Source organism: Enterococcus sp. AZ048, assembly GCF_051715125.1.
GTDB lineage: Bacteria > Bacillota > Bacilli > Lactobacillales > Enterococcaceae > Enterococcus_A > Enterococcus_A gilvus.
In genome coordinates, this window is record NZ_JBIOTD010000001.1 from 2601713 (window position 1) to 2617167 (window position 15455).

General features: G+C 44.9%; 15 protein-coding genes. 1 reads left to right on the forward strand and 14 read right to left on the reverse strand.

Annotated elements, in window-relative coordinates; all coding sequences use genetic code 11:
• Positions 1 to 18: 18 nt before the first annotated feature.
• A complete protein-coding gene (locus tag IGI66_RS12760; protein WP_010779538.1) occupies positions 19 to 633 on the reverse strand; it encodes a TVP38/TMEM64 family protein in 615 nt (204 codons plus the stop codon).
• Between the two features lie 31 nt (positions 634 to 664).
• Positions 665 to 1537: an alpha/beta hydrolase fold domain-containing protein gene (locus IGI66_RS12765; protein WP_010779537.1), complete on the reverse strand. Its 873-nt coding sequence runs from the start codon at positions 1535 to 1537 to the stop codon at positions 665 to 667.
• Positions 1538 to 1619: 82 nt separating this feature from the next.
• Between IGI66_RS12765 and IGI66_RS12770 the strand changes: the two genes are divergently transcribed.
• Positions 1620 to 2639, forward strand: a complete 1020-nt coding sequence (locus tag IGI66_RS12770; protein ID WP_010779536.1) for an acyltransferase family protein — start codon at positions 1620 to 1622, stop codon at positions 2637 to 2639.
• Between the two features lie 23 nt (positions 2640 to 2662).
• On the opposite strand, the gene IGI66_RS12775 is transcribed toward IGI66_RS12770, so the two are convergent.
• From IGI66_RS12775 to IGI66_RS12830, 12 genes are all read right to left on the reverse strand, one after another.
• Complete coding sequence (locus IGI66_RS12775; protein WP_438849171.1) at positions 2663 to 3850, reverse strand: iron-containing alcohol dehydrogenase; 1188 nt, start codon at positions 3848 to 3850, stop codon at positions 2663 to 2665.
• 136 nt (positions 3851 to 3986) lie between these two features.
• On the reverse strand, positions 3987 to 4721 hold the full coding sequence (locus tag IGI66_RS12780) for an alpha/beta fold hydrolase (RefSeq protein ID WP_438849172.1): 735 nt from the start codon (positions 4719 to 4721) through the stop codon (positions 3987 to 3989).
• Positions 4722 to 4878: 157 nt separating this feature from the next.
• Positions 4879 to 5586, reverse strand: coding sequence for a purine-nucleoside phosphorylase (deoD, locus tag IGI66_RS12785; protein ID WP_086306377.1), 708 nt, complete (start codon positions 5584 to 5586; stop codon positions 4879 to 4881).
• Positions 5587 to 5630: 44 nt separating this feature from the next.
• Positions 5631 to 6449, reverse strand: coding sequence for a purine-nucleoside phosphorylase (locus IGI66_RS12790; RefSeq protein WP_438849173.1), 819 nt, complete (start codon positions 6447 to 6449; stop codon positions 5631 to 5633).
• A 25-nt stretch (positions 6450 to 6474) separates the two neighbouring features.
• A complete protein-coding gene (deoB, locus tag IGI66_RS12795) occupies positions 6475 to 7647 on the reverse strand; it encodes a phosphopentomutase (RefSeq protein ID WP_288227146.1) in 1173 nt (390 codons plus the stop codon).
• A 359-nt stretch (positions 7648 to 8006) separates the two neighbouring features.
• Complete coding sequence (locus IGI66_RS12800; protein WP_086306375.1) at positions 8007 to 8960, reverse strand: ABC transporter permease; 954 nt, start codon at positions 8958 to 8960, stop codon at positions 8007 to 8009.
• Positions 8960 to 10090, reverse strand: a complete 1131-nt coding sequence (locus IGI66_RS12805; protein ID WP_010779529.1) for an ABC transporter permease — start codon at positions 10088 to 10090, stop codon at positions 8960 to 8962. The genes IGI66_RS12800 and IGI66_RS12805 overlap by 1 nt, the downstream gene beginning before the upstream one ends.
• Complete coding sequence (locus tag IGI66_RS12810) at positions 10083 to 11618, reverse strand: ABC transporter ATP-binding protein (protein WP_390888199.1); 1536 nt, start codon at positions 11616 to 11618, stop codon at positions 10083 to 10085. Before IGI66_RS12810 ends, IGI66_RS12805 begins: the two co-directional genes overlap by 8 nt.
• A gap of 199 nt (positions 11619 to 11817) precedes the next feature.
• Positions 11818 to 12918, reverse strand: coding sequence for a BMP family lipoprotein (locus IGI66_RS12815; protein ID WP_086306373.1), 1101 nt, complete (start codon positions 12916 to 12918; stop codon positions 11818 to 11820).
• Between the two features lie 60 nt (positions 12919 to 12978).
• Positions 12979 to 13371 carry a cytidine deaminase gene (locus IGI66_RS12820; protein ID WP_010779526.1) on the reverse strand — a complete coding sequence of 131 codons (393 nt, stop codon included), beginning with the start codon at positions 13369 to 13371 and terminating at the stop codon, positions 12979 to 12981.
• A gap of 18 nt (positions 13372 to 13389) precedes the next feature.
• Positions 13390 to 14052, reverse strand: a complete 663-nt coding sequence (gene deoC / locus IGI66_RS12825; RefSeq protein WP_438849174.1) for a deoxyribose-phosphate aldolase — start codon at positions 14050 to 14052, stop codon at positions 13390 to 13392.
• A 65-nt stretch (positions 14053 to 14117) separates the two neighbouring features.
• Positions 14118 to 15419 (reverse strand): pyrimidine-nucleoside phosphorylase, encoded by a 1302-nt coding sequence (locus tag IGI66_RS12830; RefSeq protein WP_438849175.1) that lies wholly within the window; start codon positions 15417 to 15419, stop codon positions 14118 to 14120.
• Positions 15420 to 15455: the final 36 nt, after the last annotated feature.

The following is a 15455-nucleotide window of genomic DNA, read 5'->3' on the forward strand; positions in this document are numbered from 1 at the left end:
TCTTCTCTTGTTCCTATTCTAAAATTTTGCAAAGGTTTTGTCTAAAACAAAGAGACAAACATAGCCATAAGAAGCCACTGACCATAATTTAAAGAGCAAGACGATCCGCAAATAGTCTCTAAAGGGCAATTCTGTCATCCCTGCAACTAGACAAATCAAATCATCGGGCAGAAATGGGAAGATAAAACAAACGATCAGCAACCGTTTGATATCCTGTGTGTGATCCTGCAATGTTGCCTCAAATTTAGCGTAATTTTTTTCAGACAACACCAACCGAGCAAACTTCGGGCCGAAACGCCGAGCGAGTAAAAACAGCCCCACTTCTCCGATAACCAGCCCAATGTAACTGTAAAAGATCCCAGGGATATTCCCGAACATCAGCATTCCGACGATCGTCGCGACCCCTCCTGGAATGAAGGGAATGATCGGCTGGATCGCCTGCACAACAATAAATGCTGTGATCGCAAAACTCCCAAAGTTTTTAATAAACTGCTGCAAATCAGCGATCGAGCTGAACATGCCGGAGCGTCTGATATAAATCAAAAGAATAATAAACGCTGCTAACCCGACAACAGGCAAGAATTGAATCACTTTCTGCTGCCAAGGCGCGCGGGGACGTGAATGTTGAGTCATCCTTCCCCTCCTTCTTATCATTTTCTGATCGCTATTGGTAAAATTCTCCGATTTGGTCCACGTACGGGAGCGATTCCTTTAATGGATAAACGACAAAATCATGCATCATGCCCTCCACGACTTCCAGCCGCATCGTTGTGCCTTCACTACGCTTGATTCGATCTTGCAAACGCAAAACATCTGGATACAGAATCTCATCCGTACCGGCGACGACGAGCAATTCGCCTAAATCATCAAAATTCCCAAAAATCGGTGATACCATTGGATCAGTCAGCGGCAATTCGCCCGCATAATTCTCACCGGCTTCTGCCAATAAATCTTTTTCCAGCAACACATCTTTTTCCTGCAATTCATCTGAGCGAGGATCACTAAGTGACGCATCCAGCCACGGAGAAGCCAAGGCCATTTTTTTCGGACGCTTCGGCAAATCGATATTGCGCAAATGCTGCGCCAAACTCATCGCCAATCCGCCCCCGGCAGAATCACCAAATAGGAAGAAAGAATCGTCTGGATATAAATACGTTAATTTTTTAAAGGCCTTTTCCGTCAGCGGCACCGTTTTTTCTGCGGTGTTTTCAGGCGCCAACGGGTAATCAAAATAACTTACTTTTAAATTATAGCGTTTCACAAAACGCTCTTGGATCTCTTTATGGAAAGGTGAGGCTTCCAACGCATACCCGCCTCCATGCAGATAAAAGACGTGCCGTTTTGTCGGGTGGCTAGGAAACAACGTGATCAATTGATGCCCATCGATCGTCGAGTCTTTTTGCGGAATATCCGTTTGGGACAATTGACGACTGATCAAGCCGCGCCGCTTCGGTGGCGCCACCATATTGATCCCTACTAACTTTTTCATGTTGATCACTTTAAACACATTTTTTACGAATTTCGCTGAGTAGCGCATCGCCGGTCTCCTCCTTTTCGTGCTACAATAGACGGGTAGACCGTCATTGTTTGTTTCTTTAGCATAACGGAATCTGGAGGAGGTGTCCACAATCACAAAGCCGAATCGCGAATACCTTTATGATAATATTCGCGGCATATTGATTTTACTCGTGGTCTTGGGACACGCGTTAGAATATTTTCGTTTAGATAACAAGGTTGGTGAATTTATTTACGTCTTCATCTACCTGTTCCATATGCCTGTTTTTATTTTTATTTCTGGTTATTTCTCTAAAAATTTAGCCAAAGGGCGTTCGACAGCCGTCGAGACATTTCTCGTCCCTTATCTTCTATTGAATATGGTCCTGTCGCTGATCATGCTGGCCCTTGGTAAAATCAACGAATTCATGATCTTGAGCCCTGGTTGGACTCTATGGTACTTATATTGTATGTTCATCTGGCGCCTATTGCTACCAGACCTCGTAAAAGTTCGACGAATCTTAATTTTAAGTTTTATTGTTGGTATTTTCTCTGGCTTTTTAAGTGAATTCGGCACGTATATGGCGATGGCACGAACCCTTGGCTTTCTGCCCTACTTCTTGGCAGGTTATTTCATGGATCGCTCCTTATTGGAAAGGGCACACCGTATCCGTTGGCGTAAGTATATCAGCATCGGCATCATTTTAGCTGGACTAGGGATCGCCTTCTTCTGGGTACAGACTGATCTGCCTCCTGAAATATTATGGCGCGACCGCTCCTTCTTACTATTTAAGCTGCCGCTTTACCAAAATATTTTGAATAACGTGCTGCTCTACTTAGTCGGCTTTGCGTTTGTGTTCGTCTTTTTGAGCCTTGCCGCACCACGGCCCCATTTCTTCACGTCGTGGGGACAAAAAACATTAACGATTTATTTACTGCATGTCTATCTGGTGGCACCCCTTGTGGAATTCACACAATACGTGAAAGACCCGCTGCTGCACCTGATCTTATTAGTCGCCGGGACACTCTTGATCCTCTATGTCCTCTCTCGACCAAAAGTAACGACGACACTGCAACAAACGATCGCACGTATTTTGCATTTTATCATGCCCAATAAACCAGATAAAAACGGCGACTCGTCCTGAGTCGCCGTTTTTCTATTCCCATTCTATTCAAAGCTGCTTTCTGTTAAGCAAGCGGTATAGATTTCTTTTACCGCGGCTTCATCTAATGGAACGAACGCATCGGTTTTGATCATACTGTGGGCAACCGCTTGTTTCGCCATCTCGTCGAATTTTTCATCATCGATCCCCACTTCCGGCAGCGTCATTGGAATACCGCAAGCCTTGAAGTAATCGTATAATTTTTGGATACCGATTCGTGCAGCCAGCATCGGTACTTTTTCTTCCACGTTCCAAACATTCCACGCAAAGTTCGCAAATTTATCTACCTTTTCATCATTCAACGCATATTCCATCCAGCGTGGTGTCAAGATCGCAAGGCCCACACCATGAGTAATGTCATAGAACGCACTCAATTCATGTTCCATCGGATGACACGACCACGCACCCGGTTTGCCATTTCCAGTCAAGCCGTTCAATGCTAAGGTACTTGCCCACATCAAGTTCGCACGGGCATCATAATCCTCGGGATACTTCAAAGCGATCGGACAGTTTTTGATCACAGAACGCATCAAGCCTTCGGATACAGAATCCTGCACATCGGTTCCTTCTGTCCGCTTGAAATAATTTTCGATCAAGTGGCTCATGATATCCGCAGAGCCTGCCGCTGTTTGATACGTGTTCACACTGAAGGTATTTTGCGGATCTAAGAAAGAGACCTTCGGCAGCATCGCTTTGCTTCCCGTCCCTAATTTTTGATGGGTCTCCAGATTAGAGATCACCGCACCGCTGTTCATTTCACTACCTGTTGCAGCAAGCGTCAAGATCGTCACTAACGGCAACGCACCGCCTTGATATTTCCGACGCTGCAAGACCAGATCCCAAGCATCTCCGTCAAATTTCGTCGCCGCTGCGACGACCTTCGCACAATCGATCGTTGAGCCGCCGCCAACTGCCAAGATGACATCGACAGTTTCCTTGCGACAGATCTCTGCCCCGCGACGAACGGTTTCGATCCGCGGATTCGGTTCGACACCTGAAAGTTCAAAGACTTCGTTGCCATTTGCCTTTAATTGGTCCATCACCTTATCGTACAACCCGATTTTCTTGATACTGCCGCCGCCATAAACGAGCAGCACGCGCTTGCCATAGTGGTTCAGCACCTCTGGCAATTCTGCCAGACGATCTTTCCCAAAACGAATATCTGTTGTAACGTGAAAATCAAAATTTTCCATGATCATTCCCCCTGTTCATTTCTATCCAATTAGCATAAACCAAAATTTTTCAGAATGAAACTATCTTCCCTCAATTTTGCCGTTTCGTCTTCGATTTTTTATTGATAGGCGTTACCCACTCATCGACGCGTACTCTCTATAAATTTTCCGCGAAAAACGCGGCGATCTGATCCATCGTAGCAATCTGGACAAAGTGGCGTTCCTCTGCGCTGATAAAGGTGAGGTTGTCCTGAGGGTTGGCTTCAATAAAATCAGCCGTATGCTCATAGGGAACTTTTTCGTCCTCCGTGCCATGCCAAAAGAATACCGGGCGACCCGCGACCTTATCCGGCGCTAAAGACAGATCATACCCTTCCAGCCAAGAGGTTAGCTGACGATAATCCTTCGGTAAATAGAACCCGAGCTCACCCGCGTGCATAGCGATTCGTTCACGATACTTGATCGGTGCAGGAGAACCCATCACGCAAGCCGCCACGTTGATTTCAGGATGCTGAGTCAAGAGCATACACGTGGTGATCCCACCCATCGAGATCCCGCCGACACCGATTTTTCCCATCACCAGTCCAAGATTTTCAAAGTAATCAACGAGATACCCAAATTCATATAAGTTCGTTTGGATACTGTCCCAAAAAGTGAGAGAAGGAATCTCCGAATTTTTCGTCTTCCGTTCTCCATGGTTCGCTGCATCCGGCAGCAATACGCGAAACTGCTGCGCGGCCAATTTGCGGCCTTGTGTCAGCACCAGTTCCTTAGCCGTTTGCCACCCGTGGTAATAAATGATCAGCGGCAACGGTTCATAAATTTTATCTTCCGCAACGACCTCAAGCAAGGGAATGTTTCCTACCGTCCGCTTACGTACAACAACTTTCATTTTTGACCTCCAGTAGTTAACTATTTGTTTCTATTATACCCAACAATCCATGATTTTTTACGACATACACGCTTCATTCCCTTTCTATCACGAAAACTCCGCAAATCAGGAGAGAAAAAAAGCCGTCCCTCGCAATTGAAGGACGGCACTTACTTGTTTATTTTGCGATCAGTGTTTCCAGACCTACATACATCATGTCTTTAAATGTATTTTGGCGTTCTTCAGACGTGGTTTCCTCGCCTGTCACCATGTGGTCGCTGACGGTCATGATCCCTAATGTTTGCACATGGAATTTCGCGCCCAAGTAATACAAGATCGCTGCTTCCATTTCGACACCCATCACGCCGTATTCTGCTAAGTTGAACGTTGGCGCCAAATCATCTTTGTAGAAGGTGTCTTCTGACAATACGTTACCAACATGCGTCGTAAAGCCTTTTTCCTTCGCCACTTCGTAAGCCTTCATCATCAAATCAAAATCGCAAATCGGCGCAAAATGGAAGCCTGGGAAATGCTTTTCTACCATTGAAGAGCTAGTGACAGCCCCTTGCGCAATGATCAAGTCACGCACGTGAACGTCTTTAGACAATGCGCCGCAGGTTCCCACACGAATCAATTTTTTCACCCCGTACGATTGGATCAATTCTTGTGCGTAGATTCCGGCAGAGGGCATCCCCATTCCCGTACCTTGAACAGAGACACGTTCCCCTTTATAGGTTCCTGTGTAGCCTAACATGCCTCGCACGTTGTTGTAGCATTTTGCATCTTCCAAAAAATTCTCCGCAATAAATTTTGCCCGCAACGGATCTCCCGGCAGTAAAATTTTGTCTGCGATCTCACCTTGTTTCGCCTCGATATGAACGCTCATTGTATTCCTCCCATTTCATTTTAGTAGTTATTTTAATCCCTTTTCTACAAAACTGCTAACGTTTCTTTGATCAGTTTCTTAAAGTCTTCTTTCACCCATTCCGTGGTTTCCACAACTTCTGCGTGGTTCAAGTTGGCTTGCATGCCGGCAGCCAAGTTCGTGATGCATGAAACGCCTAAGACCTTCATGCCGCTATGGGCTGCTACGATGACTTCCGGTACCGTCGACATGCCCACTGCATCTGCGCCGATCGTGCGAGCCATCCGAATTTCCGCAGGTGTTTCATACGTTGGGCCTGTCATCCCAAGATAGACGCCTTCTTGTAGATCAATTGCTAATTTACCAGCAACTTCGCGGGCTTTTTCTTGGTATTCTTTCGTGTAGGCCGCACTCATATCTGGGAAGCGTGGTCCCATGTTGTCATCGTTTGGTCCGATCAACGGATTGGTTCCCATGAAGTTGATGTGGTCTGTGATCAGCATCAAGTTGCCAGGTTGGAAGCCTTCGTTCACTCCACCGGCTGCGTTTGTCACAACGACTGAGTGAATCCCCAAAGCCGCCATCACACGTACCGGATACGTAACAGTCTCCATCGTATTTCCTTCATAATAATGGAAGCGACCTTGCATCGCCAACACCTGTTTACCAGCCAATTTTCCGTAGACCAATTGTCCAGCATGACCAACAACGGTTGACACAGGGAAATGCGGGATCTCATTGTAAGGAATCACTACAGGGTTTTCAATTTCTTCTGCTAATTCTCCAAGTCCTGATCCTAAGATCAAGCCAAAAGCCACATCGGCCACTCCTTTGTCCTGGATATAATTCGCAGTCTGTTGAATTTTGTCTTGTAAGTCTGTCATAAAAGGCTCCTTTATAGATAATTTTTTATTTCAATAATTTTAAGAAACTTTCGCCATTTTCAGTTGCCGGCACATCAAAGTTTTCCGCGATCGTCGCAGCAATGTCTGAATAATAGCCCTGCGGCAATTTCCCTTGTTCCGCCATTTGCTTGCTATAAACCAAGAACGGTACATATTCACGCGTATGATCGGTTCCTTTAAAGGTTGGATCATTTCCGTGATCGGCAGTGATCATCAATAAGTCATCCTCTTGCATCGCCTCTAAAATTTCTGGAATCCGTAAATCAAACTCTTCGATGGCATGGGCATAGCCCACCACATCCCGACGATGACCGAACAAGGCATCGAAATCAACTAGGTTCGTGAAGCTCAAGCCAGTGAAATCATTCTTCATTACGTCTAACAATTTGTCGACGCCGTCCATGTTGCTCTTAGTACGAACCGCATCAGTGATTCCTTGCCCGTTAAAGATATCGTTGATCTTACCAACCGCGATGACGTCTTTGCCGTTGTCCTTCAAGGAATCCAACACTGTTTTGCCAAACGGATCAAGGGCATAGTCGTGACGGTTGCTGGTACGAGTGAAGTTGCCTGGTTCGCCTAGATAAGGACGCGCAATAATACGGCCGATCATGTAAGGATCATCTTTGGTAATATCACGAACATACTGACAAATTTTGTACAATTCTTCCAATGGGATGATTTCTTCGTGTGCCGCGATCTGCAATACCGGATCCGCAGACGTGTAGATAATCAAATCACCCGTCTTCATTTGTTCTTCCCCGAAGTCATTGATTACTTCTGTCCCGCTATACGGCTTGTTGGCACCCATGATAATACCGCGACCAGAAAATTCAGAGATTTTATCCAGCAATTCTTGCGGGAAGCCTTCAGGAAAGACACGGAAAGGTGTTTGGATGTTCAAACCAGCAATTTCCCAATGCCCCGTCATGGTGTCTTTTCCTACTGAAACTTCTTCCAATTTGGTTGCATAGCCATCATGCTCTGGAACATCTTTGACACCTTTTAATGGACGGATCGTCCCAAGTCCAAGCTGTTCCAAATGTGGAATATTCAATCCCGCTTCTTCAGCAATGTGACCTAATGTGTCTGAACCAACGTCTCCAAATTTTTCAGCATCTGGTGCTTCTCCGATACCGACTGAATCCATTACGACTAAGTGAATGCGCTTAAACATTTCTATTCCCTCTTTCTATTGATTTATAGCTAAATAAGTAAGACAAATCTTACTCATAAATTTAACCAAAGTACTTTATTGTTAAAAATTACGGCTCAGTCCCAGTATATTGGGTTCCTGGAATTCCGTAAACTGAAAGCCATTGTCGGAAAAAAATCCGTTTACCTAAGATTCCGCTGAACATTTGATTCGCAGCTAATTCGTATTAAAGGATTAACTTTTTCCAAAACTGAAAAAGTTAGTTTTATTCTCACCGCGCATACGATTCCACTAATCACGCTGAAGCGTGAAGTGGAACTCGCAAAAAAGGGCGTGCTAAGAACATTGTCCCATAGCCCCACCCTTTGAAAACGAAAGAATTATTTTGATTTGATGTAATTGACGCCATCGGCTTTTGGTGCGGCTGATTTTCCTAAGAAGATAACCAGTACGATGATCGTCAATACGTATGGTGCTGATTGTAGATACACATCCGGGATTTGTGAGATGATCGGTAAGTTTGATCCGGCGATACTTAGGTTTTGCGCAAATCCGAAGAAGATCGCAGCTCCCATCGCACCGAGCGGGTTCCATTTACCAAAGATCATCGCTGCCAATGAGATAAATCCTTGTCCAGCGATCGTTGTTGCTGCGAAACGTCCAGCGATTGATTGTGCGAAAACAGCACCGCCCATACCGCCTAAGAATCCAGAAAGTAAAACACCTGAATAACGTAACGCGTAAACATTGATCCCCAATGTATCTGCTGCTTGCGGGTTTTCCCCAACAGAGCGCAGACGCAGACCAAAACGTGTTTTAAAGATGACAAACCAAGAGATCACAGCGACTAAAATCGCAAAGTACGCTGGTAAACTAGTATTTCTGAAGAACAAATCTCCGATGATCGGGATTTTGCTTAATACTGGAAAGTCAAAGTAACCAAATTGCTGTTGGATGGTATCTGTTTGACCTTTTCCATAAATAACTTTGATCAAGAAGATCGCCAATGGAGGGGCCAGTAAATTCATTACGGTTCCGCTGATGATATGATCCGCCCGGAAATTGACTGTCGCCACTGCATGCAGCAGTGAGAAGGCCATCCCAGCCAGTCCACCGACCAGCACACCTAACCAAGGTGTCATCCCGCCAAATTGATCCGCAAAAGCTAAGTTAAAGACAACTGAACTAAAGGCACCAGCTACCATGATTCCTTCCAAACCAACGTTTACGATCCCGCTTCGTTCAGAAAAGACCCCGCCAAGTGCGGTCAAGATCAATGGCGCAGAATACACAAGTGTCTGAGCAATAATCGATGCTAATAAATCCATATTCATTAGACTTTGCCCCCTTTTTCAGATTCGTCATTCGGAGCACTTTCCACTTCTTTGACCGTTTCAACTTCTTTCTTGCCGCCCATTACTTTCGCAAGTCCGACACGTACGATGTAGTTGATTGCGACGAAGAAGATGATCAATGGAATCACACTGTTGGCTAATTCGCTAGGAATACCTGAGAACTGCATTCCTTGTCCTCCAAGTTTTAAGATACTGAACAATAACGCGGATAATAAAATCCCGATCGAGCTGCCATTTCCTAACAGTGAGACGGCCATCCCGTCAAACCCGATACTGATCGAAGAACCTTGAACAAAGTAATTCATGAAGGTTCCTAATCCATAAACGACCCCACCAAGCCCTGCTAAGGCACCTGAGATGATCATCGAGATCACGATCGTCCGTTTGCTGCTCATTCCTGCATATTCAGAGGCAAAAGGATTCAACCCAACGGAACGAATCTCAAACCCTAATGTCGTGCGTTTCATTAAGAACCATACGACTACTAGGAATACTAACGCTAAGACGATCCCAAGATTGACCCGTGAGCCGCCAAACAAATTGGTCAGCCAAGGTTCTCTTAAAGAGGCATTCAAGCCCACTGCTTTAGTAACCCCTTTGTTCGAGATGATATCTGGTGACATCACGTGGTTGACAATATGATTGGCTACATAAAGAATCACGTAGTTCATCATGATCGTAACGATAACTTCACTGGTTCCAAAGAATGCCCGCAGCACCCCAGGGATCGCAGCGGCACCAGCACCTGCTAATGCACCAACAATAATTGCAATAGGTAAAACGATAAACTTCGGTGAATCCGGCATGCTTAGTGCCACCCAGATACTTGCTACCCAACCGCAAAGCGCTTGACCAGAAAGCCCGATATTGAAGAAACCCGCTGAGTTGGCTACAGAGAAGCCTAACGCCGTAAAAATCAACGGTCCGGCACCCACTAAAATTTCTCCAAAGGACATTTTACTTTGGAATGCCGAGCTGAACATGGCATTGTATCCTTCGATCGGATTGAATCCGAACACTAACATCAAAATAGCACCAAGAACAAATCCTAGAATAACTGAGATAATCGGTACTAATATATTTCTAATTTTTTCTGAACGATCATTCATTTGTCTCACCAGCCTTTGCTAATTCTGCTCGCGCTTCTTCCAAACTATAGCCGGCCATCAATAGCCCCAACTCATTTTCAGAAGTTTCTTTCGGATCAACGATCCCAACGATCTCGCCAGCGTGAATAACCGCGATACGGTCAGAGACATTCAAAATTTCATCTAATTCAAAACTTACCAACAGCACACCTTTTTGTTTGTCACGCTGCTCTACTAAACGCCTATGGATATATTCGATCGCACCTACGTCAAGTCCGCGAGTCGGCTGTGATACGATCAGCAGATCTGGATCACGATCAACTTCACGAGCGATGATCGCTTTTTGCTGGTTCCCACCTGAAAGTGATGCCGCAGGCGCTTTTTCACCCGTCGTCCGTACATCGTATTCTTCAATCAATCGTTTGGCATAACGATCGATCTCCCCATAATTCAAAATTCCGTTTTTACTAAACGGCGCATGGTAATACGATTGCAAGGCAATATTTTCAGAGAGCGGCAAAGGTAAGATCAGTCCATATTTATGACGGTCTTCCGGTACATGCCCGACGCCTGTTTCCGTAATATGACGAGGCGCTTTGCCTGTCACATCTTTTCCGCAGATCGTCACAGTCCCGCTTTCGACTTTGCGCAACCCCGTTAACGCTTGGATCAATTCTGTTTGTCCGTTGCCGTCGATTCCGGCGATCCCTACAACTTCCCCGCGATGAACATCCAGGGACAAGCTCTTAACAGCTTCCAGTCCGCGGCTTTCCTTCACGACTAGGTCTTTGACCGTTAGAACGACTTCACCTGGCACAGCAGGTACTTTATCTGTTTTAAATGAAACAGAACGTCCTACCATCATATCTGCCAACTGCTGCGAACTCACATCTTTCACGTCAACAGTCCCGATGTACTGTCCACGACGGATAACCGAACAGCGATCCGCTACCTTTTTAATTTCATCTAGCTTGTGCGTGATCAAAATGATGGATTTGCCTTCTTTGATCAGCCCTTCCATAATTGCAATCAATTCATCGATTTCTTGCGGTGTCAATACAGCGGTCGGTTCATCGAAAATCAGAACATTCGCGCCTCGATACAAGGTTTTCAAAATTTCTACCCGTTGCTGCATCCCTACTGAGATATCACGGATGTACGCATCTGGATCGACCTTTAAGCCGTACTCTTCAGATAAGCGCACGATCTCAGCTTTTGCTTTCTTTTGGTCCAGCATGCCGTTTTTCTTTGGCTCACTGCCTAAAATAATGTTTTCTGTAACGGTAAAGGCATCAACTAACATGAAATGCTGATGGACCATTCCGATCCCTAATTGATTGGCTCTAGTTGGACTTGAGATATCGACCTTTTGACCATCCATCAAAATCTCACCAGAAGTTGGTTGTAATAACCCTGACAAAACATTCATCAGCGTCGATTTACCGGCACCATTTTCACCTAAAAGAGCATGGATCTCTCCTTTTCGAACCTGTAAATTGATGTTGTCATTTGCTTTAAATGTGCCAAACTGCTTGGTGATATTGCGCATCTCAATGACATTTTGTTCTTCTGTCACTTTCTTTTCACATCCTATCGCTTTCTAAACCTGACAAAACATTGCAACGTTAAAGGGCGTTCTTCCCTTATCCAAATCAAACATCCGCTGTAACTTGGATAAAAAAAGAAAGGTCCTTTTTTTAAAAGAGGACCATAGCCTCACGTGGATGGAGACTATGGTCACACCTGAATTATTTTTTCTCAGGAGTTTCTGGAACTTTGATGTCGCCGTCAGAAACTTTATCTTTCGCTTCTTTCACAGCTTCTTTTGCTTCGTCTGAAAGGAATCCGTCAGTTAGAGAAACACCGCCGTCTTTCAAACCATAAGTTAAGTGTTCGCCGCCAGGGAATTTGTCTTCTAACGCACGAGTAGAGATATCTTGAACCGCTGCACCTACACCTTTAAGTGTTGAAGTTAAACAGAAGTTGCTGTCTTTACCGTCTTTAGATTTGTATTCGCCCTCTTTTTGTTGGTCGCTATCGACACCGATAACCCAAACTTTGTCTGCTTCGTCCGCTTTTTCGTTACGTGCTTTCGCTTCTGAGAAGACCCCTTGACCAGTACCGCCTGAAGCATGATAAATGATATCTACTCCACCGTTGTACATATTCGCTGCTAGGGCTTTACCTTTGGCTGGATCACCAAATGACGCAGCATATTGAACGTCTACAGAAATTTCTTTGTCTAATTTTTTAGCAGTATCTGCGACACCTTTTTCAAAACCAGCTTGGAAGCGGTCGATTACGGCACCTTCTTCACCACCGACGAAACCTAATTTGTTTGATTTCGTAGTTTCAGCTGCTGCAACACCTGCTAGGTAAGCTGCTTCTTGGTCTTTAAATGTTGCTGAAGCGACATTTTTCTTTCCATCTATAACTGAATCGATGATAACAAAGTTTGTATCTGCATTTTGGTCTGCTGCCGCTGTGATTGGATCAGCTAATAAGTAACCAATCCCGAAGACTGTCTTGAATCCGTTCGTAACAGCTTGTGAAATGTTTTGTTCATATTCAGAAGCATCGTTTGATTGGATGTAGTTGTAGCCGCCATTTCCTCGCTTGATGTCGTGGTCCTTGCCCCAAGCTTTAAGGCCTTCCCAAGCACTTTGGTTAAATGAACGGTCGTCCACCCCACCAATGTCTGTTACGATTGCAACACTGTGTTTTGCATCTTCATTCGCAGATCCTCCACCTGAAGAATCCGTTGAACCGCCGCCTCCGCCGCAAGCTCCTAATGCTAGCAATGCTGCCATTGCCACGGTACCTAGGCCAAATAATTTTGCTTTTTTCATTTCTGTAAAGCCCCCTAAATATGTTTTTTTTCAACAGTCCTGCGACTGAATGAACATGGTTTATAAATCTTTGTCCGTGAAGCTGTATGGCAGTAACCCTTCAACGGTCGTCTCTTTGATCACACCGTTGTCACCGACTAAGGTTACTGGCATCGCTGGGTCGCAAAACTCTGCCATGACTTGGCGGCAAGCGCCGCATGGAGAGATTGGTTCTGGTGTGTGACCCGCGATCACTAAATGACTGAATGCTCGTTCGCCTTCTGAAACAGCTTTGAAAAAGGCCGTACGTTCTGCACAATTTGATAAGCCGTAAGAAGCATTTTCAATGTTGAGTCCTTGATACGTTTTGCCTTCCTTCGTCACGAGACACGCGCCTACAGGAAAATGAGAATACGGAACATACGCTTTGTCGAGTGCTTCGACAGCAATGTCGATCCATTCTTCTTTATTCATAGTTTATACCCTCCGATCTTAATACCCCGTACCGGAAAGTCCGTTCATGATCGATACACCTGAGCTGGCACCTAAACGAGTTGCTCCTGCTTCGATCATTGCTTCTGCTTCTTTCGCGTTGTGAATACCGCCAGAAGCTTTGACACCCATTTCAGGTCCTACCGTTTCGCGCATCAAGCGAACATCTTCCACTGTCGCACCGCCTGTTGAAAATCCAGTAGACGTTTTAACAAAATCTGCTCCCGCTACTTTCGCTAATTCACACGCCGTCACTTTCTCTTCATTCGTCAATAACGATGTTTCAATGATGACTTTGACTAACGCTTTGTCCTTCGCCGCAGCAACGACTGCCTCAATGTCCTTTTGAACTTTCTCAACATTACCGGCTTTCAACTCACCGATATTGATGACCATATCGACTTCATCGGCACCATTTGAAATAGCATTTGCTGCTTCAAATGCTTTTACTTCTGTCGTATTTGCACCTAGAGGGAATCCGATCACTGTACAAACAGCTACAGGCTCACCTTGTAATTCCTTCGCGCCAAGCGCTACCCATGTAGGATTGATGCAGACAGAATAGAAACGATATTTTTTTGCCTCCTCGATGATTTTCATGACATCATCTTTTGTTGCGTCGGCTTTCAAAATTGTATGGTCGATCATTCGATTGATTTCCATTGTTTAATTCCCCGTTTCCATTTATTATAATATATTCTTTATTGTTATAAAAATGTTTTAAATATTTATTCTGTAATTACATCATGAATCAAAATAGGTTCTTCCGGTGTGTCTCCGATAGAAATATTCTGATAAATTAAATCTTTTACGTGATCGATATCCTCTGAGTTGGAATAAATCGTTAGTAACGAGTCCCCCTCAGCGATTTTGTCTCCGATTTTTTTATGCAGCTTGATTCCTACTGCATGATCGATATCATCTTCTTTTGTTTTGCGCCCTGCACCTAGCAGCATTGCTGCGATGCCGATCTCATTGGCTACGAGTTTGGTTACATAACCGCTCGCTTTAGCCGGTAACTCGATGTCGTATTTCGCCGTTAAGATTTTTTCCGTTTGATCGATCACAGATGGATCGCCACCTTGATCTTTAACCATCTCGCGGAATTTTTCTAAGGCTTTTCCTGAATGCAGTGCTTCTTCTAATAAAGCTCTCGCGTCATCAAGAGTCTCTGCTTTTTTAGCAAGTACGACCATTTGGCTGCCTAAGACATAGCACATTTCTGTTAGATCTGCTGGACCGTTGCCTTTTAAGGTATCGATTGCCTCCACGATCTCCAGGCTGTTTCCAATGGCTTCGCCTAACGGTTCAGACATATCTGAAATGACTGCCATCGTTTGTCGGCCCGCAAGCTTGCCGATCCGCACCATCGTTTTCGCCAAGCGCTTCGCATCATCAATGTCCTTCATAAAGGCACCATCGCCAGTTGTCACATCTAGGACGATCGCATCTGCACCCGCCGCGATCTTTTTACTCATGATCGAGCTTGCGATCAATGGGATCGAATCTACCGTCGCTGTCACATCTCGAAGCGCATAAAGCTTTTTGTCTGCTGGAGCCAGATTGCCTGACTGACCAATTACAGCAACTTTGCTCTTATTTACGATATCAATAAATTCTTGGTCAGATAATTCAATTTTAAAGCCGGGGATCGATTCGAATTTATCTAAGGTTCCGCCGGTAAAACCAAGTCCTCGTCCGGACATTTTCGCTACAGGAACACCGACACTTGCCACAAGTGGTGCTAAAACCAATGTCGTCGTATCACCGACACCGCCAGTCGAATGCTTATCTACTTTGATGCCTTCGATTGAAGACAAATCAATGATGTCACCCGAATTCGCCATTGCCAACGTCAAGTGAGAAATTTCTTCATCCGTCATGTCCTGATAAAAGATCGCCATCAACAATGCACTCATTTGATAATCTGGAATGCTGCCACCCGTGTAACCGTCAATAATAAAATCGATTTCTTCTTTTGATAGGGGTTTTCCGTCTCGCTTTTTCTCTATCAAATCTACCATTCTCATAGGTTTTCCTCCAAGCTTCAAAAGATATTATACAAT